Consider the following 23,983-nt stretch of genomic DNA (forward strand, 5'->3'; position numbering starts at 1 on the left):
CCGTTCCACCGACCGACCGGACTGCGAGTCAGCAGCGTTCTCGTTCGACCGGTTGAGACGTCTGCGGCATATCGCCCGTGATCAATATGTTACATGCAAGCCCGTCTCCATGCAACTTGCATGTCGAGCAATGGAGTGACAGATCTTTGCCTTAACGCGGTCTGCGTGGAATACTCATCGCATGTACGAGCTGCGCAGCCCTACGGTCAAGCGCCGCCGCATCGCAAAGGAGCTCACCCACCTCCGGGAGCAGGCGGGGCTGACCCGCAGTGCCGCCGCGAAGGCCCTCGACATGAGTCCGGGCAACCTGGGGCGCATCGAGAACCGCGAGATCACCGCCAGGCCCGTCGTGGTCCGCGCCGCCCTGTCCCTCTACGGCGTGACGGGCGAGGAGGCCGAGGCGCTCATCGAACTCGCGCGGGGCGCGGCCGAACGCGGGTGGTGGCAGAAGATCAAGGTCCTGCCCGACTGGTTCGGGTTCTATGTGGGCCTCGAAGAGGAGGCCACCTCGATCGCGACCTACGAGTCCGAAGTGGTCCCCGGCCTGTTCCAGACCGCCGACTACGCGCGCGAGCTCTTCCGCCTCACCACGACCGAGGACGCCGAGATCGAGCAGAAGGTCGAGGCCCGGCTCCAGCGCCAGAGGATCCTCACCCGCGAGAGCCCCGTCCGGGTCCACGCGGTCGTGAACGAGGCCGTGCTGCTCCGTCCGGTCGGAACGAGCTCGCAATTCAAGGCGCAGCTCGAACACCTGATCCAAATCAGCGAACTTCCGAACGTCGAACTGCAGGTTCTGCCCTTTTCATCGGGGGGGCACCCCGCGATGACCGGACCGTTTGTGCTACTTAAGTTCCCTGACGCTATCGATGGGCCGATCGTCTATCTCGACAACTTCACACAAGGCCAGGTTATCGAAGAGACCGAACAGGTCGAATCATACGAAGATGCCCATATTAGGCTACAAAACCTATCGAAATCCCCCAGCGAGTCCCTAGCACGAATCAGGGACGCGCTGGGCTCTTTTTGACATTTTCTCCATGAGCCAGACATCAAAGGTGTTGACCATGCTCTCTTCGCTTCAATGGCGCAAGTCCAGCCGCAGTGCAGGCAACGGAAACTGCGTCGAAGCAGCCCCGACCGCAGGCGCGGTCGCGGTGCGGGACTCGAAGCTCCCCACCGAAGGCGACTTCCCGCACCTGCTCCTGGACACCAGCACCTGGACGGGACTGGTCAGTGCGATCAAGTCCGGTGAACTGGCGTTACCTCCGCACTACGAGCAAGGGCCGCCCGTCGGGCGGCCCTTGTCTGCGTCTACGGGGCGATCACCCGTTCGAAGGCGGCCTTAGTCTCGGCGAAGACCTCGGGGCCGGGGCGGGCCCACAGGGCGTCGTTGAAGAGTTCGACCTCGATGGGGCCGGTGAAGCCGGTGGCGTCGACCTCGGCGAGGTAGCGCCTGAAGTCGATGCAGCCGTCGCCGAGTTGGCCGCGGCCGGTGAGGACGCCGGCGGGGAGGGGGGTGACCCAGTCGGCGAACTGGAAGGAGGCGATGCGGCCTTCGGCGCCGGCGCGGGCGATGCCCTGCCAGACCTGGGGATCCCACCAGATGTGGTAGGTGTCGACCACGACGCCGACCGCTTCGGCGGGGAACGGGGCGGCGAGGTCGAGGGCTTCGGCCAGGGTCGCCACCACGCAGCGGTCGCTCGCGAACATGGGGTGGAGCGGTTCGATCGCGAGGGTGACGCCGCGTTCGAGGGCGTAGGGGGCGAGGAGCGACAGGGCCTCCGCGACGCCTTCCCGGGCCGAGTCGATCGTGCCGCCTGCGGGGATGCCGCCGGAGACGAGGACCAGCGTCGGGGCCCCCACGGTCGCGGCCTCGTCGATCGCCCGCCGGTTGTCGGCGATCGACTCGGGGGTCGGGTCGGTGAAGAAGCCCGCCCGGCAGAGGCTCGTGACCTCGACGCCGGCGTCCTTGACGAGTTTCGCGGTGGCGTCGACGCCCGCCTCCTGCAGCGGCTCCCGCCACAGGCCGATGCCGGCGCCGGCCCGCGCGCACGCCTCGACGGCTTCGCGCTGGTCCCAGAACTTCGCGGTGGCATGGTTGAAGGAGAAGCGGTTGAAAGAGGAGCGGTCGCGGCTTTTCATGCGAGGGTCCGGGGAGGCTGGCCCGCGGTCTTGAGGAGCGCGTTGAAGCGGTCGATCGCGAGGGGCTCGTCGGGGAAGAGCCCGACCTCCAGGGCCAGGTCGACGATCTGTCCGAAGTGCTCGATGGAGCGGGCCGACTCGAGGCCGCCGACCATCTTGAAGTGGTCCTGGTACCCCGAGAGCCACGCGAGGAACACGACGCCGGTCTTGTAGTTGAACGTCGGAGCCTCGAAGACCTTGCGCGCCAAGGGCACCGTCGGGTCGAGGATCGCGTGGAAGCCGGCCACGTCGCCCTCGTCGAGGCGCTTGGCGGCCTGCGAGGCGAGGGGGGCGAGCGGGTCGAAGACGCCCAGGAGGGCGTCGGAGTGGCCGAACTCGTCGCCCGCGATGAGTCGCGGGTAGTTGAAGTCGTCGCCGGTGTAGCAGCGGACGCCTTCGGGGAGCCTGCGGCGCAGCGCGATCTCGGCCTCGGCGTCGAGGAGGCTCATCTTGATGCCGTCGACTTTGGACGCGTTCTCGGCGATGATCTCGACGAACACGTCCGCGGCCTCGTCGAGGTCCGGAGTGCCCCAGTACCCTTCGAGCGCCGGGTCGAACATGGGGCCGAGCCAGTGCAGGATCGCCTTGCCGCTGACCTCGCCGAGCAGCTCGGCGTAGAGGGCCTTGTACTCGTCCGGGCCCTTCGCCGAGGCGGCCAGGGCCCTGGAGCACATGAGGATCGTGCCCGCGCCGGCGTCCTCGACCACCGCGAGCTGCTCGAGGTAGGCCGCGCGGATGTCCTCGATCGCGGCGGGGGCCGCGCCGATCTGGTCGGTGCCGACGCCGCACGCGAGGAGGTCGTCCGCGCCGGCGGCCGCGGCCGAGCGGCGGATGAGCTGCTTGGTGGCCTCCCAGTCGAGGCCCATGCCGCGCTGGGCGGTGTCCATGGCGTCGGCGACGCCGAGGCCGAGGTCCCACAGGTGGCGGCGGAACGCGATGGTGGCATCCCAGTCCACGGCCGCCGGGCGGCCCGGGCCGTTGTCGGCGAGGGGGTCCGCGACGACGTGCGCGGCGGAGTAGATGACGCGGGAGGTGAACTCGCGGGTCACAGGACCAGCTCCTCAAGCTCGATGCGGCGGCCCTCGCGCGCGGACCGGTAGCCGGCCTCGGCGAGCTGGACGCCGCGGGCGGCGGCCATGAAGTCATGGTGCCACGGCTCGTCGTCCACCACGTGGCGGAGGAACTCCTCCCACTGGAGTTTGAAGCCGTTGTCGAACACCTCGTTGTCGGGGACCTCGTGCCACTGCTGCCGGAAGGGGATCGGCTGGTCGATGTCGGGGTTCCAGACCGGCTTGGGGGTGTGCGCGCGGTGCTGGGCGCGGGCCTTGCGCAGGCCGGCGATGGCGGAGCCCTCGGTGCCGTCGACGTGGAACTCCACGAGCTCCTCGCGGTCGACGCGGGTGGCCCAGGAGGAGTTCATCTGGACGACGGTGCCGTCGACGAGCTCGAAGATCGCGTACGCGGCGTCGTCGGCGGTCGCGGCGTACGCCTTGCCGTGCTCGTCGAAGCGCTCGGGGATGTGGGTCGTGACGTGGGCGGTCACCGACTTGATCGGGGAGCCGAAGGTGCCTTCGAGCAGGTAGGACCAGTGCGGGAACATGTCCAGGACCATGCCGCCGCCGTCCTCGGCGCGGTAGTTCCAGGAGGGCCGCTGGGCCTCCTGCCAGTCGCCCTCGAAGACCCAGTAGCCGAACTCGCCGCGCACGGACAGGACCCGCCCGAAGAAGCGGGAGTCGACGAGGCGCTTGAGCTTGCGCAGGCCGGGCAGGTAGAGCTTGTCGGCGACGGCGCCGTTCTTAACGCCGGCGTCGCGGGCGGTGCGGGCGAGGGAGAGCGCGTCCTCGAGGCTGGTCGCGATCGGCTTCTCGGTGTACACGTGCTTGCCGGCCTTGATGGCGGCGTTGACGGCGGCGAGGCGGTGCCGGGTGGTGAGGGCGTCGAAGTAGACGTCGATCGACTCGTCGTTCAGGGCCTCGTCGAGGCTGGTCGTGACCTTGTCGAGGCCGTGGCGGCCGGCGACCGCGGCGAGCTTGTCGGCGCTGCGGCCGACCAGCGTCAGCTCGGGCCAGATGACGCTGCCGTCGGCGCGCTCGACGCCGCCCTGCTCGCGGATCGCCAGGAGCGAGCGCACGAGGTGCTGGCGGTACCCCATGCGCCCGGTCACCCCGTTGAGGGCGATGCCGACGGTGATTCTCTCTGCCATAGGGATGTGCTCCAGACGATAAGGCAAGCGCTTTCAAAGAGTCTTGTGAAGCATACAGCAAACCCGGTCGAATTTGAAAGCGGTCTCTACACAGATTTACACAAGTCGATACACCGCGTCCAGGCCCCGAGGCCCTGGACGGCAAGGGAGCCCGGTCCGTCCGGACCGGGCTCCCGCGCGTCGTGTCGAGGCGTGCCGCCTACAGGTACTGCTCGCTGATGTCGGTGACCTCTTCGGCCGGGGCCCAGATCTGGTACACCCCGTTGTCGTAGGGCTCCAGGCCCAGGGAGCGCGCCGTGTCGGCCCGCCCGCCCCGGTACTCGAGCCGGTACCAGTCGCCGGAGGCCCCGAGCAGCAGGAACGGCTCCCCGCGCCAGGTGCAGACCGTGCGCACGTAGAAGAAGTCCTCGAGCTCGCCGATCGGCACGCCGCGGCGGTACCGGCCCTCGGCGACCTGCACGAACCCGTCGCCGCCGGTCGGCGAGTAGAGCCGCACGTGGGCCCCGTCGGGGCTGGAGTCGTACTCGGCGCCCTTCCAGCGGGCGATGTAGCCGTCGCGCATCAGGCGTCCTTCCATTCACCGGTGCGGTGGTCGAGGACGGACGCGGCCCGGTCCTCGGGTGCGGGCCGCACCAGGTCGTAGTGGCCGTCGGCGTCGCCCCAGGCCTCGCCGAGGGCGCTGTCGTAGCCGCCCGCGGCGCTGTACCCGAAGGACTCGCCCATCGGGCCGGACGGCGGCGGGCCGACCGGGGGCGCGGGCGGCAGGGCCGGGGGCGCCTCGATGGCGGCCGGGCCGCCGAAGGCGCCGTCGACCGGCGTCCACTCGCGGGTGTCGGAGTCGTACAGGGCCAGCTCGGTGACCTCGCCGCGCGAGTCGATCCGGTAGATCTTGGCGCCGTGCGGGAGCCGCACCGAGTCGACCTTGTGCTCGGGGATGCGCTCGTCGGGCGACTCCGAGGGCGCGAAGCCGTCGCCGCGGAACGGGCCGGCCTCGACGACCGTGCCGCCGCGGGCCTCCGCGGTGGCGAAGTCGTTGCCGCCGATGGCGGTCGGGTACAGGTCGGTGCGGTACCCGGTCCAGCGGAGCACGTGCACCGAGTCGTCGGTGGGGCTGAAGTCCTCGCTGGAGCGGATGAGGCCCAGCGCGAGGTACAGCTGCGCGGGCGTGCGCAGGTGGTCCACGGCCGCCGCCGGGTGCACGAAGCCGCCGACGCGGTCGTAGCCGCGTTCGAGGTAGAACGGCACCTGGTGGTGCGGGATGGTCTTCTGCCACAGGACCGGCTGCACGCGGTGCGCGGGCGAGGCCGCGCGCGCGGCGGCGGCGTGGCGCTGCTCCATCTCGCGGGCGAACACGAGCAGGTCCTTGGCCTCGGCCCACTTCAGCAGCGGCTCGATCTCGGGACCGGACATGTTGGCGCCGACCTCGGTGCCGGGGTTGACGTACAGCGCGTAGTCCTGGCCCGGCCAGTGCTGGATGAGCCAGCCGAACGGGACGGTGGTGTGCGGGGTGTCCTCGCCCGAGCGCTCGGCCATGCGGGCCTCGGTGGTGTACACCGTGATCCCGATGTTGCCGTCGACGACGTCGCTGGCCCACCGGAACGCCGGGTCGCCCACGCGGATGTGGGCGGCGGCCGGGTCGCCGACGGGGAGGACCACGGCGGCGCACAGCAGGGTCTGGAGGAATCCGGCGGTGTCGCCGGTCGAGGCGGCCTCGGCCAGGAGCGGCTCGGCGGTCTCGCCGGTGAGCTCCACGGGGCGCGCGGCCGACTTCGCCTGCGGCGCGGGCTCGGCGGCGCCGCGGCGTCCGAACGCGCTCGACATCGACGCGAACGACTCGGCGGTGCGGGGCTCCTCCTCGGCGGCGGGCGTGCCGAACGCGTCGCCCGAGGAGTACGACTCCGCGTAGTCGACGGGCGCGGGCGCGCGGGTCGGCAGCGCCGCCGGCTCCGGCTGCTGGTCGCGCAGCCAGTCGGGGGCGTCGGGCCACTGGTCCTGCGGCGAGGGCCAGTTCGGCTCGGCCGGGAAGGCCTCGCCGCGCGGCTGCGAGGCGTAGCCCTGCGGCTGCGAGGACGCGAAGCCCTGCGGGGGCTGGGACGTCGCGAAGCCCTGCGGCTGCGACGGCTGGTAGCCCTGCTGGGGGGCGGCGAAGTCCTGCGGCTGGGAGCCGATGCCCTGGGGCTGCGAGAAGCCCTGCGGCTGCGAGAAGCTCCGCGGCTGGGACCCGAAGCTCCGCGGCTGCGAGCCGAAGCCCTGCTGCTGCGGCGTGAGGTCCTGCGGCGGCTGGAGCGGCGGCGCGGGCGGCTGCGACTGGAACTGGTCGCCGAAGCCCTGCGGCTCGACGTCCTCGCGCGGCGGCTGGCGCAGCGGCAGGCCGGCCTGGGTGGTCCCGCCGACCGTGGACCCGGAGGAGCCGTTCAGGTCCGAGGACCGGCGCGGCGCGGGCGGGACGTCGGGGACCGGCGGCGGCGGGGGCATGAAGCTCTCGCGCTGCGGGGGCGCGGCGGGCGCCAGCGGGTTCGCGAAGGGGTCCTGCCCCTCGGCGAACGGGTCGCTGCGCGTCGCGGCCGCGAAGCGGTCGTCGCGGTACGGCTCGGCGGCCGCCGGCTCCGGGTCGGCCGGGACGGTCGTCATCCCCTGGGCGACCTGGGAGACGAACCACGCCGGGAGGTATCCCTCGATCGGGAGGCCCGGGTTGACCGCGAGCCACCACTCGTCGTCCGGCCACGCCTCGGCGAGCGACTGGAACGTCACGCGCCGTGACGATCCGGCGTTGTCGCGCAAGCACACCTGGAGCGCGGACTCCGACGTGAAGGCGAGGATATGGGTGCGATCGTCCGTCGTCCACGTGGCCCACGTGTCCGCGCCCGTGCCGTTCACTCCCTCATAGGACAGTGGGAGCACGAGTTCGATCTGTGCCAGGATGCGGAAGTATCCGTCCTGGTCCTCGGCTCGCAGCGCTTCTCGGAGGCGGTGCTCGATCTCGTTACTGGGTTCCCACATCGATCCCACTCAGCCCTTCCCCCCTACCGGTCTTGGATGGGGCGGTGTCGAGCGAACGCGGCGTCCCCTCGCGATGGTCACCGTAACGCGAGGGCGTTGTCAAGCTTCGTTCAGTAGGCTGACAATAACGAAATCATAAAGGCGAACGCGTGTCATTCCCACGCTGTGGGCCTGTCGCTGTGTAACGATCCGGCTCTGATGGGGAACCGCGCTGCTCGATACACGATGGCCTGCGTCTGCTCGACGCTGTTGGCGCTCTTGCTGTCCGCTCCCACGGAGGCCGCCTCGCCGGTCCCGTGGCAGGTGTCGGCGGCGGGCGCGCCGCCGGCGTGGCCGGTCGCGGCCGGGGCGGGGGTGGTCGTCGCCGTGATCGACTCCGGCGTCGACGCCGACCATCCCGACCTCGCCGGCGCCGTCCTCCCCGGCCGCAGCTACGTCGACGCCGACCCCGGGACCGAGCCCCGGCTCCTGGCGCTCGGCTCCGACGGGGACCCGGTCTACGAGCGGGCCTTCGGGCAGGCCGACCCGGTCGGCCACGGCACCGCCGTCGCGAGCCTCATCGCGGGCCGCCCCGGCGGCGGCAGCCCGGGCATCGCCCCCGAGGCGGAGATCCTCCCGGTGCGCGTCCTGGACGACGAGAACCGGTACCACGACTCGGCGATGGTCGGCGCGGCCGTGCGCTGGGCCGTCGACAACGGCGCCGACGTCGTCAACCTGTCCCTCGGCGGCCACTACGACTCCGCGCCGTTCGCCGAGGCCCTCGCCTACGCCGAGCACCACGACGTGGTCGTGGTGGCCTGCACCGGGAACCGCAAGCGCGACGACGCGGATGAAGAGGTGTGGTTCCCCGCCCGCGTCGACACGGTGCTCGCCGTGACCGGCACCGACCGGGACGGCGAGCCCTGGCGCACCGCCGTCACCGGGGAGGGCACCGACCTGGCCGCGCCGGGCGCGGAGCTGACGGCCGCCGACGCCGCGGGCGGGCACCGGACCGTGACCGGCACGTCGTTCGCGTCGGCGATCGTCTCCGGCGCCGCGGCGCTGGTCCGCTCGGCGCACCCGGACTGGTCCGCCGCGCAGGTGCGCCGGGCCCTGGTGTCGACCGCGGCCCCCGGAGACGCCGACCTCGGGGCGGGGGTCGTCGACGCGGGCGCGGCCGTGCGCGCGGACGCGCCGGCGATCGAGGCCCCCGAGACCGTGCCGACGGTCTGGAGCGCCGCGGCCACGGCCGCGGGCGGCGGCCTGCTGGGACTGGGCGCGCTGCTCCTGCGAGGCCGCAGGCGCATCGCGGTGCGCCCGCGTACCATGGCGGGGTGACCGCCGCCGACGCCCGCTGGACGAACTGATGGCCCGCACCGCCCGCCGGGAAGGCGCCGAGAGCGGCCTCGCCAAGAAGCGCCGGGCCCGCAAGGTCGACCGCCTCCTCGCCGCGGCCCACCCGGACGCGCACTGCGAGCTCGACTACGCGAACCCGCTCCAGCTGGCGGTCGCCACGATCCTCTCGGCCCAGTGCACCGACGTCCGCGTCAACCTCACCACCCCGGCCCTGTTCGCGAAGTACCGCGACGCCGGCGACTACGCCGAGGCGAACCCCGAGGACGTCGAGGAGCTCATCCGCCCGACCGGGTTCTACCGCAACAAGACCCGCTCGATCATCGGCCTCGGCAAGGCCCTCGTGGCCGACCACGGCGGGGTCCTCCCGCAGGGCATGGACGAGCTCGTGCGACTCCCCGGGATCGGCCGCAAGACCGCGAACGTCATCCGCGGCAACGCCTTCGGCGTCCCGGGCATCACCGTCGACACCCACATGATCCGGATCACCAACCGGCTCAAGCTGGTCGACGGCAAGGACCCCGTGAAGCTCGAGTTCCAGCTCCAGAAGCTCATCGAGCCCCGGGAGTGGACCATGTTCTCCCACCGCATCATCTTCCACGGCCGCCGCGTCTGCATCGCCCGCAAACCCGCGTGCGGGGCGTGCACGCTCGCGGCGTACTGCCCGTCCTTCGGCGAAGGCCCCACCGACCCGGCCGAGGCCGCGAAGCTCCTCAAGGGCGACAACGTCGACGAGCTGATGCGGCTCGCGGGCGTCGAGCGCGCGGTCGGCGCGTGAGGCGGCTCCTCGCGGTCCTGCCGCTGCTGCTCCTCGCCGCCTGCACCGGCGCGCCCGCCGACTCCGGGCCCTCCGGCCCCGACGAGGCGGACTGGTCCGTGGCCTGCGCGCCCGGCGACGTCCCGATCGCCGGCATCGGCGAGCTCGAACTCGACTGCCTCGGCGACGGCGCCGCGACCGCCGTCGGCACCGCCGGGAGGCCCCTCGTGGTCGTCCTGTGGGCCAGCTGGTGCCTGCCGTGCCAGGACGAGGCCCCCGAGATCGAGGCGTTCTACCAGGCCAACCGCGACCAGGTCGACGTCCTCGGCGTCGACACCGCCGACACCGACTCCCGCGGCCGCTGGTTCGCCCACGACTTCGGCATGACCTACCCGTCCGTGGCCGACCCCGACGAGGCGCTCCGCACCGGCCTCGGCGTCCCGGCCCTCCCCGGCATCGCCCTCGTCGCCCCCGACGGCACGGTCGAGCGGCTCATCGTCGAGCCCGGCACCACCGCCGCGGGCCTCGCCGAGGCCGCCGGGGCCGCGTTCGGGCTGGAGCTGGCGTGACCGACTCCCCCGCCTGGTGGGGCCCGCTCCTCAAGGCCGCCGCCGAAGCCCAGGGCCCCGCGGCCGAGCGCGTCATCGCCGGCCACCTGCGCCCCTACGACGAGGAGGATGCCCGGACCGCCGCCGTCCTGGTCCTCCTGGACGACACCGGCGCCGGCCCCTCGGTCCTGCTCCAGCAGCGCGCCGCGACCCTGCGCCACCACCCCGGCGAGGTCGCGTTCCCCGGCGGCGCGGCCGACCCCGGCGACGCCGACGCGGCCGCCACGGCCCTCCGCGAGGCCGCCGAGGAACTCGCCGTCGACCCGGCCTCGGTCGCCGTGGGCGCGACCCTCCCGCCGCTGTGGATCCCCGTGTCCGGCTTCGCCGTCACGCCCGTGCTCGCCCTCTGGCGCCGCCCGCACACCGTCGCGCCCCAGGCCGCCTCCGAGGTCGCCGCCGCCCACCAGGTCCCTCTCGAAGTCCTCGCCGACCCCGCCTCGCGCGGCACCGTCGGCTACCCCTCGGGCCGCAGCGGCCCCGGCTTCCAGGTCGCTGGCGTGCCACTGATTTGGGGGTTCACCGCCGGGGTACTGTCGTGGCTACTGGACCTGGGCGGCTGGTCCCGCCCCTGGGACCGCAGCCGCACGATGGAACTCGAACGGCGCTAGCGGCTTTCGAGCGATTGCGGGGGTGGGGATGAGCGCGAGCGGCGCGGGGCTCCTGGTCGACGTCGTCATCGTGCTGCTGGCGCTCCTGTTCGCCATCAACGGCTTCCGGCAGGGGTTCATCCTCTCGGCCGCGACGTTCCTCGGCTTCCTCGGCGGCGCGGTCCTCGGCATCAACATCGCCCCGTGGGCCGCCGACTTCTACCGCGAGCCGATCGCGAAGCTCGTGGTCGCCCTCGTCGTCGTCTTCGCGCTCGCCCTCGGCGGGCAGGCCCTCATGACCGCCATCGGCTACCGCCTCCGCAAGAAGCTGCGGTCGAACGGCTCCCGGCGGCTCGACCACTACCTCGGCCCGGTCATCTCCGTCGTCGCGGTCCTGCTGGTGACGTGGATGGCCGCCGCGCCCCTGGCGAGCCTGCCGCTCCCGGCGATCTCGGCCGCGGTCCGCAACTCCAGCATCGTCGGCGGCATCGACGACAACATGCCCGAGGCCGTGCGCGGCGTCTACGACCGCCTCCGCGAGGAGCTGAACACCTCGGGGATGCCGAACATCTTCTACGGCATCGACCCGACCCAGGTCCGCGACGTCGACCCGCCCGACCCCGAGCTCGCCGCCTCCGAGGTCGTCGTGAACGCCGAGGACTCCGTCCTCAAGGTCCACGGCTCGGCCGGCTCCTGCGACCGCCAGATCGAGGGCTCCAGCTTCGTCTACGACGACGAGCTCGTCGTCACCAACGCGCACGTGGTCGCCGGGACCGACGACGTCCGCGTCGAGTCCGACGGCGACCTCCTCGAGGCCGAGGTGATCGTCTTCGAGCCCGAGAAGGACCTCGCGATCCTCCACGTCCCCGACCTCGACGCCGACCCGCTCCCGATCGAGTCCGCGACCGCGGCCTCCGGCGACGACGCGATCGTCCTCGGCTACCCCGGCGGCGGCCCCTACACGGCCACCGCCGCCCGCGTCCGCGAGGCGCGCATCGTGACCGGCCCCGACATCTACGACGACGGCACCGTCACCCGCGAGGTCTACCAGCTGTACGCCGAGATCATCGGCGGCAACTCCGGCGGCCCGCTCCTCAACCCCGAGGGCGAGGTGATCGGCGTGATCTTCGCGGCCGCCGTCGACGACCCCGAGACGGGGTACGCGCTCACGATGGACGAGTCGGCGGCCGTGCTCGACGCGGGCCGCTCCGCGAGCGGATCGGTGGGGACCGGTTCATGCACGTGACATGTGCGATCTTGGGGAATTTCGTCCTTGCCTGATGTTGGGCGTGACGTCACAATGCGGGTAGGCTATGTCGGTCGCCGTCGACGCATTCCGTTCATCGGAAGGATTCCCCTGCTGAAACGGCGAGGCGAGTCTCACCCGGTGACGCTCGGAACGGACGGAACGCATTCATTCGGGTACGAATGTCGATTCCGGCGGCACGGTGCGCATGTGGATTTACGGGGGTCTCGCTCCCGCAATGCGGACAAGAGGCATAGACTCAGTACTTGCACTAGCGGTGCGTTGAAGAAAGGTGCGAACGGACATGGAAGACGTATTGGCGAGAGCCGCCCTCTTCAAGGGGGTCGACCCTGAAGCTGTCGAGTCGCTCATCAAGGAGATGGAGTACGTCGACATCAACAAGGGCCAGACCGTCTTCACCGAGAACGAGCCGGGCGACAGTCTGTACATCGTCATGTCCGGGAAGGTGAAGCTCGGGCGCCGCTCCGCCGACGGCCGCCAGAACCTGATCGCGGTCATGGGCCCGTCCGACATGGTCGGCGAGCTCGCGCTCTTCGACCCCGGACCCCGCACCGCCACCGCCACCGCACTGACCGACACTCGCATGGCCCGCCTGTCCAAGACCGCGCTGCGGCCCTGGCTCGCGAACCGCCCCGAGATCGCCGAGCAGCTGCTCAGGGTGATAGCACGCCGGCTGCGTCGCACCAACGACTCCATGGCGGACCTCATCTTCACCGACGTGCCCGGCCGCGTGGCCAAGGCCCTGCTGCACATGGCGAGCCGCTTCGGCACCCGCGACGGCGGCGTCCTGCGCGTCACCCACGACCTCACCCAGGAGGAGCTGGCCCAGCTCGTCGGCGCCTCCCGCGAGACCGTGAACAAGGCCCTCGCCGACTTCGCCGGCCGCGGCTGGCTGCGCCTGGACGGCAAGAGCGTCATCATCATGGACCCGGAGCGCCTCGCGCGGCGGGCCCGCGTGTAACGCTTCCGGTCGAACTTCGGGGCCTCCGGCATCGCCGGGGGCCTTCGTCGTCCTCCAGGTAGTGCCCCTCATCACCTCCGGTAGCGCCCTTGGGCGAATGGACGCCCGCAGGTCCAGCCGTTTAGACTTCCCTAAACCATCCCGGAGTCTGACTGAAGGAGCGTTGTGGCAGGGCAACTGAACGTCGAAGTCGTGGCAGTCGACTCGAAGGTGTGGTCGGGCACGGCCAAGGCCGTCTACGCGCGCACCACCGAAGGCGAACTGGGCATCCTGCCCGGTCACCAGCCGCTCCTGGGCGAGCTGCGCCTCGACAGCACCGTCCGCGTCCAGCCGGTCGACGGCGGCGAGCTCGCCTGGAAGATCGAAGGCGGCTTCCTGTCGGTCACCACCGACGGCGTCACCATCCTCGCCGAGACCGCCGACGCGGTCGCCCCCGCTTCGGCATAGCCATGCTGAAGGCACTGCTGATCGTCGCCGCGCTGGCGGCGGCCGTCGCGGTGTTCCTGGTGCTGACGTACGTCCGGCGCTCGATCTTCTCCCGCTCCGGCTCGGTCGCCATGGCCGCCCGCCTCTCCAAGCACATGGAGGGCCGCGGCTGGGCCCCCGGCTTCGCGGTCTACGAGCGCGGCACGCTCCGCTGGTACCGGATGTTCTCCCTGGCGTTCGGGCCGCGCTACGCGCTCTCGCGCCACGACCTCCAGATCGCCGACCGCCGCGTGCCGGCCGGCCCGGAGGCGCAGATCTTCCCCCCGGAGGTCGCCATCCTCCGGTGCAAGAACTCCTCCGGCGAGGTCGAGCTCGCGATGACGACCTCGGCCGTCACCGGCTTCCTCAGCTGGCTCGAAGCCGCTCCCCCGGGGGCGGCTTTTTACAGCAAGAGCGACTGACGAGCGCCCGCCCCGGTCCCCCAGGGCGGGCGCTTCGCATCAGACCGGCTGCACCGACTGGGTGAACTGCGACTCGCCGTCGATGTCCTTGAGCGACACCGTCAGGACCTCGGTCTCGGCGTCGATGCGGACCTCGCCGAAGAACTGGTAGCCCACCGCCGGCGACGTGTTCGCGGCCGGCGGGGCCTTGACGAAGACCGCCTCGGGGCCGAACGTCGCGTCGAGCTGGTTGGGCCCGAACGCGCCCGCGTTCAGCGGCCCGGACACGAACTCCCAGAACGGGTCGAAGTCCTGGAACACGGCCCGGTCGGGGCTGTAGTGGTGCGCGGCGGTGTAGTGGACGTCCGCGGTCAGCCACACCATGTTCGCCACCTCCTCGCGCCTGCAGTACGACAGGAGGTCGGCGATCTCGGTCTCGCGGCCCATCGGCGCAGTACCAGTGCCCTCGGCGACGCCCTCCCACGCGCCCGCGCCGTCGCCGACGAGGAGCCCGATGGGGAGGTCCGCCGCGATCGCCTTCCACGTGGCCTTGGAGCGGCGCAGCTCGCGCTTGAGCCACGCGAGCTGCCGCTCGCCGAGGACCTGCCCGGTGGCGCCGTCGGCGTCGGGGTTGGCGCTCTTGTGGGTCCGCATGTCGAGCACGAACAGGTCCAGCAGGGGCCCGTACTCGATCTTGCGGTAGATGCGGCCCTCGGCGTCGAAGCCGCCGGGCGTGTACTCGGCGAACGCCTGGCGGGCCCGCGCGGCGAGCACGTCGACGTTCTTCTCGGTGTACTGCGGCAGGTCGAGGATCTCGCCGGGGTACCAGTTGTTGGTGACCTCGTGGTCGTCCCACTGGTTCACCATGGGCACGGTCGCGAGGTACGCGCGCAGGTTGTCGTCGAGGAGGTTGTACTTGAACTGGCCGCGGTACTCGTCGAGGGTCTCGGCGACCTTCGCCTTCTCCTCGACGACGGTGTTGCGCCAGGTGGTGCCGTCCGGCAGCGCCACGGTCTCCACCAGCGGCCCGTCCGCGTACACGAAGTCGCCCGAGCACAGGAAGAAGTCGGGCTCGGCGTCGGCCATGGCCTGGAAGATCCGGTAGCCGCCGAACTCGGGGTTGATCCCCCAGCCCTGCCCGGCGAGGTCGCCCGACCACTGGAAGACGACGTCGCGGCACTCGTCCGACGCGGTGGTGAACGACCCTTCGAGGGCCTCGGACGCACGCTCGCCCTCGGCGCGGACCCGGTAGTGGTACGTCGTCCCCGGCGCGAGCCCGCTCAGGCGCAGCTTCCCGGTGTAGTCGGAGGCCGAGGTGAGCGCGGGGCCCCGGAGCTCGCGGGCGTGCTTGAAGTCGGGGCGGGCGGCGAGTTCGACGCGCATCCGCGAGCCGCGGTCGGCCCGGGTCCACAGGACCGCGCCGCGCCCGGTCACGTCGCCGGACTGGACGCCGTGCGTGAGCCGCGGGCGGGACGACGCGTACGAGATGCCGGGCGTGCCCAGGAGGACGGCGCCTCCGGCTCCGGCGGCGAGCAGTTTCCTTCGGTCGATCGGCACGGGGGCCTCCAGTGTGCAAGGGGGTGTCGGCAGTCGACCCTCACGCTCGCAGACGCCGGTGGCACCGGAGTGGCCCGGAAGTGAACATCAGGGCCCCGCGCTCCGGACGGCCGCTGGGGCCGGGGTGTCTCCGGAGCGCGGGGCGGGAGGCCCTTCCGTCAGGCGCTGATGCGCGGGAAGGGCTTGGTGGAGAAGACCACTTCGACGGACACCTCGAAGTACTCGGCGAGCTTCAGCGCCAGGTACAGGCTGGGGCTGTACTCGCCCCGCTCGAGGTAGCCCACGGTCTGGTAGTGCACGCCGAGGGCCTCCGCGAGCTGGCGGCGCGAGACGCCCCGCTCCGCGCGCAGCATCGCGATCCGGTTGTAGACCTCGTCCCCGGCCATCGCGCGCTCACCAGTCCCTCTGCATGTCGGCGCGGCGTGCCGCCACCGCCGATCCCGACTCGCGCCGCGACATCCGCCGAAGCAGCCTGGGGGCCAGGGCCATCGAGACCACGGCCCAGAGCGCGAGCACGGCGAACATGGTAACGGTCCGCCACTCACCGCCGATCTCCACGGCCGCCATGGCGTCCGGGAGCAGCGCGTGCCGCATCCCCAGGCCCATCCAGTACATCGGGAAGACCTGCCCGACTCCCTGGAGCCAGCCCGGCAGCGCGGTGATCGGGTAGAAGATCCCCGAGATCGCGACCATGCCCATGATCGGGAACATCACCAGGCCCATGTTCTTGGGGTTGTCGAGCAGCGCCCCGAGGACCGCGCCGATCGGCAGGGTCGCGACGATGCCCATGAGCAGCACGGCGAGGAAGATCAGCCACCGGTCGGGGCTGCCGAACTCCAGCCCGTCGAACAGCGGCAGGCCGACGGCGAGCAGCGCGATCGCGGTGACGGCGATGAACATCGCGGTCGAGACGAGGTGGCCGACCAGGTAGCCGGTCATGCCGCCGGGCATCGACTTGGCGCGCAGGAGCGTGCCGTTGGTGCGGTCCATGGCGAGCGCGCCGACCATGCCGACGATCCCGCCGAAGACGACGTTCATGCCGATGAGGCTCGGCATGTTCATGGAGCCCAGGGAGACCGGGGCGCCCTCGAAGTCGGCCCGCTGCATGAACAGCAGGACGACGATGGCGATCGCGGTGGGCATGACGAAGCCCATCAGGTCGCCGATGCTGGTGAGCGAGACGCGGGTCTCGATGAGGGCCCGCTTCCAGCCGGTCCGGTACTCGTGGAGGGTGGTGCTGCCGCTCATCGGGTGGCCTCCTTGAAGGTGTCGACCGCGGTGTCCGCGTCGCCGGCCTCGAACCGGGCGACCAGCTCGAGGTAGGCGTCCTCCAGGCTCGCGCGGTGGATCTCCAGTTCGGAGACCGCGCCGTCGTCGGTGGCGAGGAGCTTGCGGACGAAGTCGGTGGCGTCGTCGGTCGGGTGGATCTGGAGGGCGCCGTCCTGGATCCACTTCACCTCGGCGGTGGTGGAGGCGGCGCGGGCGAGCTGGTCGGGCGAGCCGTCGGCGATGATGCGCCCGCCGGCGAGGATGAGGATGCGCTCGGCGAGCTTCTCGGCCTCGTCGAGGTCGTGGGTGGTGAGCAGGATGGTGGTGCCGTCGAGGTCGGTGAGCCGGTGGATGAGCTCGTGGAACTCGCGGCGGGCGTGCGGGTCGAACCCGGTGGTCGGCTCGTCGAGGAACAGGAGCTCGGGCCGGCCGATGATGCCGAGGGCGACGTCGAGGCGGCGGCGCTGGCCGCCGGAGAGCGTCCTGATGCGCTGGCCGGCCTGCTCGGCGAGGCCCACGAGCTCGAGGAGCTCGTCGGGGCCGTACGGCTCGGAGTAGGGCCGGTAGTAGTCGGCGAAGTGGGTGACGGCGTCGCGGACCTTCCACTTGCCGTTGTCGCGCCACTCCTGGAGGACGACGCCGAGCTTGGCCCGCCAGGCCTCGCCGCCGGTGGCGGGGTCGACGCCGAGGACCTCGACGCGGCCGTCGGAGCGGCCGCGGAAGCCCTCGAGGATCTCGATGGTGGTGGTCTTGCCGGCGCCGTTGGGGCCGAGCAGGGCGGTGACCCCGCCCGGGTGGACGGTGAGGTCGAGCCCCTTGAGCACGTCCTTGTCGCCGTAGCGCATCCGCAGGTCGGACACGGCGATCGCGGGCCCGTCGTGAGCCGGGGGGTGTCCCATGGTCATCTCCGTCGTAGTGTTCCCTTATCTGATAGCACTCATGCTACATCTCGTCGGAGACCTCCGCCAACCCGTATAAGACGAGGGGCCGTTCACAGCGTTGTGAACGGCCCCTCTGGTGCGAAGAGTGGAGTCTAGGTGCGCCGCTTCTCGCCGGAGCGGGCGAGGACGCGCTGGAGCAGGATGAACGCGAGCAGGAGCACGCCGACGACGATCTTGGCCCACCAGGAGTTGAGGTTCCCCTGGAAGGCGATGATCGTGGAGAGCAGGCCCATGACCATGACGCCGGCGACGGTGCCGAGCACGAAGCCCGCGCCGCCGGTGAGGAGCGTCCCGCCGATGACGACGGCCGCGATGGCGTCGAGTTCGAGCCCGACGCCGCGGAGCGGGTCGGCGCTCTTGGTGTAGAACGCCGAGACGACGCCGGCGAGGGCCGCGCAGAAGCCGCTGATCGCGTAGACCCCGACCTTGGTGCGCGCCACCGGCAGGCCCATGAGGAGCGCGGACTGCTCGTTGCCGCCGACGGCGTACACGCCGCGGCCGAACCGCGTGTAGTGCAGGACCACGAAGGCGATCGCGACGACGGCGAGGGCCAGGAACGACAGGTACGGGAGGCTGAAGCCGCCCTCGCGCGGGCTGCCGCCGAACTCGACGCGGGTCATGCCCCAGTCGAAGAACGCGACGTCGCGCATGGAGACGTCCTCGGCGGAGATCTGGAGCGTCAGGCCGCGGTACAGGAACAGCCCCACGAGGGTCGCGATGAACGGCTGCACGTCGAAGTAGTGGATGACGATCCCGGTGAGCGTCCCCGAGACCACGCCGAGCGCGAGGACGAGGCCGACGGCGAGGGGCGCGGAGACGCCCGCGTCGACGGTGAGCCAGGCGCACGCCATCGTCGAGAACGCCATGACCGAGCCGACGGACAGGTCGATGCCGCCGGAGAGGATCACGAACGTCATGCCGACGCCGATGATGAGCAGCCCGGCGTTGCCGATGAACAGGTCGGGGATGAGCTGCGGGTTGTCGAAGTTGCGGTAGTTCCCGAGGCCGCCGAGGTACATGAGCGCGAGGAGCGCGACGGTGGCGCCGATGGGGACGTAGCGGCCGAGGCCGTCGAGGGCGGCGGCCCTGGAAGGCCGCGCGGTCAGGGTCGGCGTGCTCATTTCGCGGCCTCCTGGACGGCGGCGGCGGGGGTGCGCCGCCGGAAGGGTTGCAGGGTGAAGGCCCGGAACTCGGGGCTCTGGAGGAGCGCGACGGCGAGGACCACGATGGCCTTGGCCGTGAACTGCCACTGGCTGGAGAGGCCCACGTTGATGATGGTCACCTCGAGGGTGCCGATGATGACGACGCCGATGGTGGTGCCCAGCAGGAAGAACCGGCCCCCGATGAGGGCGGTGCCGCCGATGACGACGGCGAGGATCGCGTCGAGCTCGATCCACAGGCCGCCGTTGTTGGCGTCGGCGCTGCCGAGGTTGGCGGCGCCGATGATGCCGGCGAGGCCGGCGCAGAGGCCGCACACGAGGTACACGAGGATCGTGATCCCCTTGGCGCGGATGCCGGCGAGGCGGCTGGCCTCGGGGTTGCCGCCGACGGACTCCAGGAGCAGCCCGAGGGCGGTCCGGCGGGTGAGGACCGCGAACGCGGCGAGGACGGCCGCGGCGATGACGATCGGCACGGGGATGGTGAGGATCGCGCCGCGGCCGAGCTCCACGAAGGGGCTGGTGTCGTTGACGTCGGGGATCTGGCCGCCGGTGATGAGCTGGGCGATGCCGCGCCCGGCGATCATGAGGATGAGGGTGGCGACGATCGGCTGGATGCCGAAGGCGGCCACCATGGTCCCGTTCCAGGCGCCGATGACGGCGGCGACCGCGAGGGCCGCGGCGACGGCGATGAGGACGGTCCCGAGGGCGTTCTCGTTCGGGCCGGAGATCCACTGGCAGGCGATGGCCGCGCCGATGGCGTAGACGGCGCCGACGGAGAGGTCGATGCCCTTGGTCGCGATGACGAGGGTCATGCCGAGCGCGATGACGAGCAGCGGCGCGCTGCGGCGCAGGATGTTCACGAACGCGCCGTTGAGGCGCCCGTCCTGGACGCCAGGGACGAGGAAGTCGAACCCGGTGATCGCCACGTTGACGACGATGAGGAGCACGAGGACGGCGAGCGGCCAGATCAGCCGCTTCAGGTACGGGCTCGCCCACCCGTCGCCCGCCGCCGCCCGAACTCGAGTGAGCACTGTGTTCATCGTTCTCCGCCCGCCACGATGGTGTCGACGATCCGCTCGGTGGTCATGTCGGCCTCGGCTTCCAGGGTGGCGATGAGGGCGCGGTCGCGCAGGACCGCGATCCGGTCGGAGAGGCGCGTGACCTCGTCGAGCTCGGCGGACACGAACACCACGGCCATGCCGCCGCCGGAGAGCTCGGCGACGAGGCGCTGGATGTCGGCCTTGGCGCCGACGTCGATGCCGCGGGTGGGCTCGTCGAGGATGAGGAGTTTCGGCTCGATGAGCATCCAGCGGGCGAGGAGCACCTTCTGCTGGTTGCCGCCGGAGAGGTGCTTGACGGGCATGTCGGGGTCGGCGGGGCGGATGCCGAGCTTGTCGATGAACTCGGCGACGAGCCGGGTCCGCTGCGCGGCCGGGATCGAGCGGACCCACCCGCGGGACGCCTGCATCGCCAGGATCATGTTCTCGGCGACGGTGAGCTCGCCGACGAGCCCTTCGGTCTTGCGGTTCTCGGGGCAGAACGCGATGCCGCGCCCGGCGGCGGTGCGCGGGTTGTGCCCGCCGACCCTGGCGCCCTCGAAGTCGAGCTCGCCGGCGTCGGCGCGGTCGGCCCCGGCGAGGAGCCGGGCGGTCTCGGTCCGGCCCGAGCCGAGGAGCCCGGCGAGGCCGACGACCTCGCCGCGGCGGACGGTGAGGTCGAACGGGGCGATGGAGCCCTTGCGGCCCAGGCCCTTCGCGTCGACCAGCGGGGCCTCGTCGGCCACGTGGTGCGCGGCGGCGGCCCGCTCGATCTGCTCCAGGGTCGCGGCCTCGCGGCCGAGCATGTGGCCGATGAGCTCGCTCTCGCCGAGGTCGGCCGTGGCCCACTCGCCGACGAGCCTCCCGTTGCGCAGCACGGTCATCCGGTCGCAGATCTCGTAGACCTGGTCGAGGAAGTGGGAGATGAACACCATGGCGGTGCCCTTCTCGGCGGCGAGCCGCCGCATGAGGCCGAGGAGCACGGCGACCTCGTCCCGGTCGAGCGAGGAGGTGGGCTCGTCGAGGATGAGGACCTTCGCGTCGATGTTCACGGCCCGGGCGATCGCCACCAGCTGCTGCATCGCGATCGAGTAGGCCGACAGGGGCGCGGCGACGTTGAGCTCGATCCCGAGGTCGTCCAGGAGGGCCTCGGCCCTGCGGCGCATGGCCCTGAAGTCGATGAACGGCCCGAGGCGCGGCTCGCGCCCGGCGAGGAGGTTCTCGGCCACCGACAGGTTCTCGGCGAGGTTGACCTCCTGGTAGACCGTGGAGATCCCGGCGGCCTGGGCGGCCTTCGGCCCGGAGAACCGCACGGCCCTGCCGTCGAGGAGGATCTCGCCGGCGTCGTGGCCGTGCACGCCGGTCAGCACTTTGATCAATGTGGACTTTCCGGCGCCGTTCTCCCCCATCACGGCGTGGATCTCGCCGGGTCTGAGGGTGAAGTCGACGCCGTCGAGGGCGCGGACGCCGGTGAAGTCCTTCACGATGCCGGTCATCGTCACCAGCGGCGCGCCGGGCGGAGCGGTGGACATGGGGGCTCGTCCTTCGTTCGGGGTGGGGACGGCGCCGCCGCCCGGGCCGCGCGGGCCCGGGCGGGAGGCACCGGTCTGGGGGCTAGAACTGGCGGTTCGGGAGCTCGGCCTCGAACTGGCTGGCGTCGAAGACGCCCTCCTCGACCGGCGTGAACTTCTCGACGGACTCGCCGTCGGCGACCTGGACGATGACGTCCATGAGCTGCTCGCCGAAGGCGGGGTTGCACTCGACGATGTAGTTGACCTTGCCGTCGACGCCGGCCTGGAACCCGGCCTTGGAGCCGTCGACGATGATGATCTGGATGTCGGTGCCGGGGGCCTTGCCGGCCTCCTCGATCGCCTGGATCGCGCCGAGGCCCATCTCGTCGTTGTGGGCGTAGAGGAGGTCGATGTCCTCCAGGCCGTAGGTGCTGATGAACGTCTCCATCACCGCCTTCCCCTCCTCCTTCGTGAAGTTCCCCGTCTGGGAGTCCACGATGGTGTAGGCCACGCCCTGCGTGTCGAGCTCGTCGAAGAACCCGGCCTTGCGGTCGTTGGCGGGCGCCGAACCGGTGGTGCCCTGGAGCTCCAGGATCCGGAAGTCGGTGTCGGCGGCGAAGGTGGTGGCCGCCCACGCGCCGGCGCTGTGGCCCTCGGCCACGAAGTCCGAGCCGAGGCGGGTGACGTACAGGTCCTCGTCCGCCTCCTCGATGCCGCGGTCCGCCAGGATCACCGGGATGCCGGCCTGCTCGGCCTCCTCGAGGACCTCGGTCCAGCCGGTCTCGACCACGGGTGCCAGGACGATGACGTCGACCTTCTGGGTGATGAAGGTGCGGATCGCGTCGATCTGCTTCTCCTGCTCCTGCTGCGCGTCGACGAACTTGAGCTCGGCGATGCGCTCGTCCGCGTCGGCCGCGGCCTTCACGGAGTCGGAGTTGGCGGTGCGCCAGGCGGACTCGGCGCCGACCTGGGCGAAGCCGACGAGCAGGCCGTCGCCGCCGCCGTCCCCGCCGGAGTCGTCACCGTCGCCGCACGCGGCGAGGGGGAGGAGGAAGACACCGGCACCGATGCCGGCAAGGGTCCTTCTTTTCACAGCGGGGGTCGCCTTTCGAACGGGGTGAACACGAGGCTTGTCGATATTTGCGCGCGTGCATGTTACCGCTCATATCCTGACTCGTGTTATCGCTCTCGTCAAGCACGTCACACCCCGTCGCGCCGTAACGATTTCACAACACGCCGCGAGTGCCCGCTCGGTAACCCCTGCGAGCCCCGCGGCGCCCAGAGCACGTCGCCGCCCGGATTCGCCTTGCGCGCCAGCACGAACAGCAGGTCCGAGAGCCGGTTCAGATAGGTCACGGGCACCGCGTGCGTCACGTCCGGTTCGGACTCCAGCAGCGCCCACACCGAGCGCTCCGCCCGCCGCGCGACCGTGCACGCCTGGTGCAGCAGCGCCGCACCCGGCGTCCCGCCCCGCAGGATGAACGACCGGAGGTGCTCCAGATCGGCGTTGCACTCGTCGATCCAGCCCTCCAGACGCACCACATAGGACTCGTCGATCCGCAGCGGCGGGTACTTCGGGTCCGCGGCCACCGGCGTCGACAGGTCCGCCCCGACGTCGAACAGGTCGTTCTGGACCGCGAGCAGGATCTCGGCCTCCCGCTCGCCGATCTCCCCGGTGTGGAGCGCGAGCGCCGACCCGATCACGGCGTTGGCCTCGTCCACGTCGCCGTACGCGGCGAGCCGCACATGGGTCTTGGGGACGCGGGTGAAGTCGGCGAGCCCGGTCGTGCCGTCGTCGCCCGTCTTGGTGTAGATCCTGGTGAGATTGACCGCCATACCCACGACCATATAGCCTCCCCCCATGACACAAGTCGCGGTAATCGGTTCAGGACTCATGGGTTCCGGGATCGCACAGGTCACAAGCCTCGGCGGTTCCGACGTCACGTTGATCGACACGGACGAGGGGGCGCTCGACCGGGCGCTGGCGGCGATCCGCTCCTCCCTCGACCGCTTCGTCGCCAAGGAGAAGACCACCGCGGAGGCCGCCGACGCGGCGCTCGCGCGGATCACGACCGCCACCGGCCTCGAGGCCGCCGCGGGCGCCGAGATCGCCGTCGAGGCGGTCTTCGAGCGCCTCCCGGTCAAGCAGGAGGTCTTCCGGCGCCTCTCCGGGATCGTCGCGCCCGAGACGGTGCTCGCCACGAACACCTCGGCCATCCCGATCACGGAGATCGCCGCGGCCGCGACCCACCCCGAGCGCGTGGTCGGCACCCACTTCTTCTCGCCGGTCCCGATGATGCAGCTGTGCGAGCTCGTGCGCGGCATCCACACGAGCGACGAGGCCCTCGCGAAGGCCCGCGCCTTCGCCGAGGCCGCGGGGAAGACCTGCGTGGTCGTCAACCGGGACGTCGCGGGCTTCGCGACCACCCGCCTGATCTGCGCGCTCATCAACGAGGCGGCCCGGCTCGTGGAGAACGGCGTCATCTCCGCCGAGGACCTCGACACGGCCTGCCGGCTCGGCTTCGGCCACCCGATGGGGCCGCTCGCCACCGCCGACCTCACCGGGATCGACGTCATCGCGCACGCCACCGAGAACATCTACGAGGACACCGCGGACCCGCAGTTCTTCCCGCCGGCGCTGCTGCGCCGGATGGTCGCCGCGGGCGAGATCGGCCGCAAGAGCGGCAAGGGGTTCTTCGACTACGAGGGGTTATCCACAGGGCTGTGGACGACCGCGGCCCGGTCC

24 protein-coding genes and 1 pseudogene are annotated in these 23,983 nt (G+C 71.3%); 11 read left to right on the forward strand and 14 right to left on the reverse strand.

Annotation, left to right across the window (positions count from 1 at the left end):
* Nucleotides 1-181: 181 nt before the first annotated feature.
* Together ABD419_RS17650 and ABD419_RS17655 are read left to right on the forward strand one after the other, a co-directional pair.
* Nucleotides 182-1,027 carry a helix-turn-helix domain-containing protein gene (locus ABD419_RS17650; protein WP_344488831.1) on the forward strand — a complete coding sequence of 282 codons (846 nt, stop codon included), beginning with the start codon at nucleotides 182-184 and terminating at the stop codon, nucleotides 1,025-1,027.
* Nucleotides 1,028-1,064: 37 nt separating this feature from the next.
* Complete coding sequence (locus tag ABD419_RS17655; RefSeq protein WP_344489202.1) at nucleotides 1,065-1,346, forward strand: DUF397 domain-containing protein; 282 nt, start codon at nucleotides 1,065-1,067, stop codon at nucleotides 1,344-1,346.
* Here ABD419_RS17655 and ABD419_RS17660 read toward each other — a convergent pair.
* The 5 genes from ABD419_RS17660 to ABD419_RS17680 all read right to left on the reverse strand — a co-directional run bounded on the left by ABD419_RS17660 (nucleotide 1,312) and on the right by ABD419_RS17680 (nucleotide 7,384).
* Complete coding sequence (locus ABD419_RS17660; protein ID WP_344488834.1) at nucleotides 1,312-2,142, reverse strand: sugar phosphate isomerase/epimerase family protein; 831 nt, start codon at nucleotides 2,140-2,142, stop codon at nucleotides 1,312-1,314. The genes ABD419_RS17655 and ABD419_RS17660 overlap by 35 nt on opposite strands.
* Nucleotides 2,139-3,230, reverse strand: a complete 1,092-nt coding sequence (locus ABD419_RS17665; protein ID WP_344488837.1) for a dihydrodipicolinate synthase family protein — start codon at nucleotides 3,228-3,230, stop codon at nucleotides 2,139-2,141. Before ABD419_RS17665 ends, ABD419_RS17660 begins: the two co-directional genes overlap by 4 nt.
* A complete protein-coding gene (locus ABD419_RS17670) occupies nucleotides 3,227-4,384 on the reverse strand; it encodes a Gfo/Idh/MocA family protein (protein WP_344488840.1) in 1,158 nt (385 codons plus the stop codon). The genes ABD419_RS17665 and ABD419_RS17670 overlap by 4 nt, the downstream gene beginning before the upstream one ends.
* A gap of 199 nt (nucleotides 4,385-4,583) precedes the next feature.
* Nucleotides 4,584-4,949, reverse strand: coding sequence for a hypothetical protein (locus ABD419_RS17675; RefSeq protein WP_344489205.1), 366 nt, complete (start codon nucleotides 4,947-4,949; stop codon nucleotides 4,584-4,586).
* Entirely contained in the window at nucleotides 4,946-7,384 is a 2,439-nt protein-coding gene (locus ABD419_RS17680; RefSeq protein WP_344488843.1) for an SseB family protein, read from the reverse strand. The genes ABD419_RS17675 and ABD419_RS17680 overlap by 4 nt, the downstream gene beginning before the upstream one ends.
* 249 nt (nucleotides 7,385-7,633) lie before the next feature.
* On the opposite strand from ABD419_RS17680, the gene ABD419_RS17685 reads away from it, so the two are divergent.
* From ABD419_RS17685 to ABD419_RS17720, 8 genes are all read left to right on the forward strand, one after another.
* Nucleotides 7,634-8,701, forward strand: a complete 1,068-nt coding sequence (locus ABD419_RS17685; RefSeq protein WP_344488846.1) for a S8 family serine peptidase — start codon at nucleotides 7,634-7,636, stop codon at nucleotides 8,699-8,701.
* A gap of 28 nt (nucleotides 8,702-8,729) precedes the next feature.
* Nucleotides 8,730-9,494 carry an endonuclease III gene (gene nth, locus ABD419_RS17690; protein WP_344488849.1) on the forward strand — a complete coding sequence of 255 codons (765 nt, stop codon included), beginning with the start codon at nucleotides 8,730-8,732 and terminating at the stop codon, nucleotides 9,492-9,494.
* Nucleotides 9,491-10,042 carry a TlpA family protein disulfide reductase gene (locus tag ABD419_RS17695; RefSeq protein ID WP_344488852.1) on the forward strand — a complete coding sequence of 184 codons (552 nt, stop codon included), beginning with the start codon at nucleotides 9,491-9,493 and terminating at the stop codon, nucleotides 10,040-10,042. The genes nth and ABD419_RS17695 overlap by 4 nt, the downstream gene beginning before the upstream one ends.
* Nucleotides 10,039-10,689 (forward strand): NUDIX hydrolase, encoded by a 651-nt coding sequence (locus ABD419_RS17700; protein WP_425556104.1) that lies wholly within the window; start codon nucleotides 10,039-10,041, stop codon nucleotides 10,687-10,689. The genes ABD419_RS17695 and ABD419_RS17700 overlap by 4 nt, the downstream gene beginning before the upstream one ends.
* Nucleotides 10,690-10,717: 28 nt before the next feature.
* The gene (locus tag ABD419_RS17705) at nucleotides 10,718-11,914 is read left to right on the forward strand and encodes a MarP family serine protease (protein ID WP_344488855.1); all 1,197 of its coding nucleotides are present in this window, start codon (nucleotides 10,718-10,720) and stop codon (nucleotides 11,912-11,914) included.
* 304 nt (nucleotides 11,915-12,218) lie between these two features.
* On the forward strand, nucleotides 12,219-12,896 hold the full coding sequence (locus tag ABD419_RS17710) for a Crp/Fnr family transcriptional regulator (RefSeq protein WP_091052475.1): 678 nt from the start codon (nucleotides 12,219-12,221) through the stop codon (nucleotides 12,894-12,896).
* Between the two features lie 165 nt (nucleotides 12,897-13,061).
* Nucleotides 13,062-13,343 (forward strand): F0F1 ATP synthase subunit epsilon, encoded by a 282-nt coding sequence (locus tag ABD419_RS17715; RefSeq protein ID WP_344488862.1) that lies wholly within the window; start codon nucleotides 13,062-13,064, stop codon nucleotides 13,341-13,343.
* Between the two features lie 2 nt (nucleotides 13,344-13,345).
* The gene (locus ABD419_RS17720; RefSeq protein WP_344488865.1) at nucleotides 13,346-13,783 is read left to right on the forward strand and encodes a DUF2550 domain-containing protein; all 438 of its coding nucleotides are present in this window, start codon (nucleotides 13,346-13,348) and stop codon (nucleotides 13,781-13,783) included.
* 39 nt (nucleotides 13,784-13,822) lie between these two features.
* Here the strand turns inward: ABD419_RS17720 and ABD419_RS17725 are convergent, their stop codons facing one another.
* From ABD419_RS17725 to ABD419_RS17765, 9 genes are all read right to left on the reverse strand, one after another.
* Nucleotides 13,823-15,319, reverse strand: coding sequence for an alkaline phosphatase D family protein (locus ABD419_RS17725; protein WP_344488868.1), 1,497 nt, complete (start codon nucleotides 15,317-15,319; stop codon nucleotides 13,823-13,825).
* Nucleotides 15,320-15,477: 158 nt separating this feature from the next.
* Nucleotides 15,478-15,705 (reverse strand): helix-turn-helix transcriptional regulator, encoded by a 228-nt coding sequence (locus ABD419_RS17730; RefSeq protein ID WP_344488871.1) that lies wholly within the window; start codon nucleotides 15,703-15,705, stop codon nucleotides 15,478-15,480.
* Nucleotides 15,706-15,712: 7 nt separating this feature from the next.
* Nucleotides 15,713-16,567, reverse strand: coding sequence for an ABC transporter permease (locus ABD419_RS17735; protein WP_344488874.1), 855 nt, complete (start codon nucleotides 16,565-16,567; stop codon nucleotides 15,713-15,715).
* A complete protein-coding gene (locus tag ABD419_RS17740) occupies nucleotides 16,564-17,493 on the reverse strand; it encodes an ABC transporter ATP-binding protein (protein ID WP_344488877.1) in 930 nt (309 codons plus the stop codon). Before ABD419_RS17740 ends, ABD419_RS17735 begins: the two co-directional genes overlap by 4 nt.
* 128 nt (nucleotides 17,494-17,621) lie before the next feature.
* Nucleotides 17,622-18,650: an ABC transporter permease subunit gene (locus ABD419_RS17745; protein ID WP_344488880.1), complete on the reverse strand. Its 1,029-nt coding sequence runs from the start codon at nucleotides 18,648-18,650 to the stop codon at nucleotides 17,622-17,624.
* Nucleotides 18,647-19,729 (reverse strand): ABC transporter permease, encoded by a 1,083-nt coding sequence (locus ABD419_RS17750; RefSeq protein WP_425556106.1) that lies wholly within the window; start codon nucleotides 19,727-19,729, stop codon nucleotides 18,647-18,649. Before ABD419_RS17750 ends, ABD419_RS17745 begins: the two co-directional genes overlap by 4 nt.
* Nucleotides 19,726-21,258 carry a sugar ABC transporter ATP-binding protein gene (locus tag ABD419_RS17755; RefSeq protein ID WP_344488886.1) on the reverse strand — a complete coding sequence of 511 codons (1,533 nt, stop codon included), beginning with the start codon at nucleotides 21,256-21,258 and terminating at the stop codon, nucleotides 19,726-19,728. Before ABD419_RS17755 ends, ABD419_RS17750 begins: the two co-directional genes overlap by 4 nt.
* Nucleotides 21,259-21,340: 82 nt before the next feature.
* Nucleotides 21,341-22,330 (reverse strand): ABC transporter substrate-binding protein, encoded by a 990-nt coding sequence (locus tag ABD419_RS17760; protein WP_344488889.1) that lies wholly within the window; start codon nucleotides 22,328-22,330, stop codon nucleotides 21,341-21,343.
* 107 nt (nucleotides 22,331-22,437) lie between these two features.
* Nucleotides 22,438-23,073, reverse strand: a complete 636-nt coding sequence (locus ABD419_RS17765; protein ID WP_344488892.1) for a cob(I)yrinic acid a,c-diamide adenosyltransferase — start codon at nucleotides 23,071-23,073, stop codon at nucleotides 22,438-22,440.
* 25 nt (nucleotides 23,074-23,098) lie between these two features.
* Here ABD419_RS17765 and ABD419_RS17770 point away from each other — a divergent pair.
* Nucleotides 23,099-23,941, forward strand: a pseudogene (locus ABD419_RS17770) (3-hydroxyacyl-CoA dehydrogenase family protein); the annotation flags it as partial.
* Between the last annotated feature and the right edge of the window lie 42 nt (nucleotides 23,942-23,983).

The organism is Glycomyces endophyticus (genome assembly GCF_039531525.1).
GTDB lineage: Bacteria > Actinomycetota > Actinomycetes > Mycobacteriales > Micromonosporaceae > Glycomyces > Glycomyces endophyticus.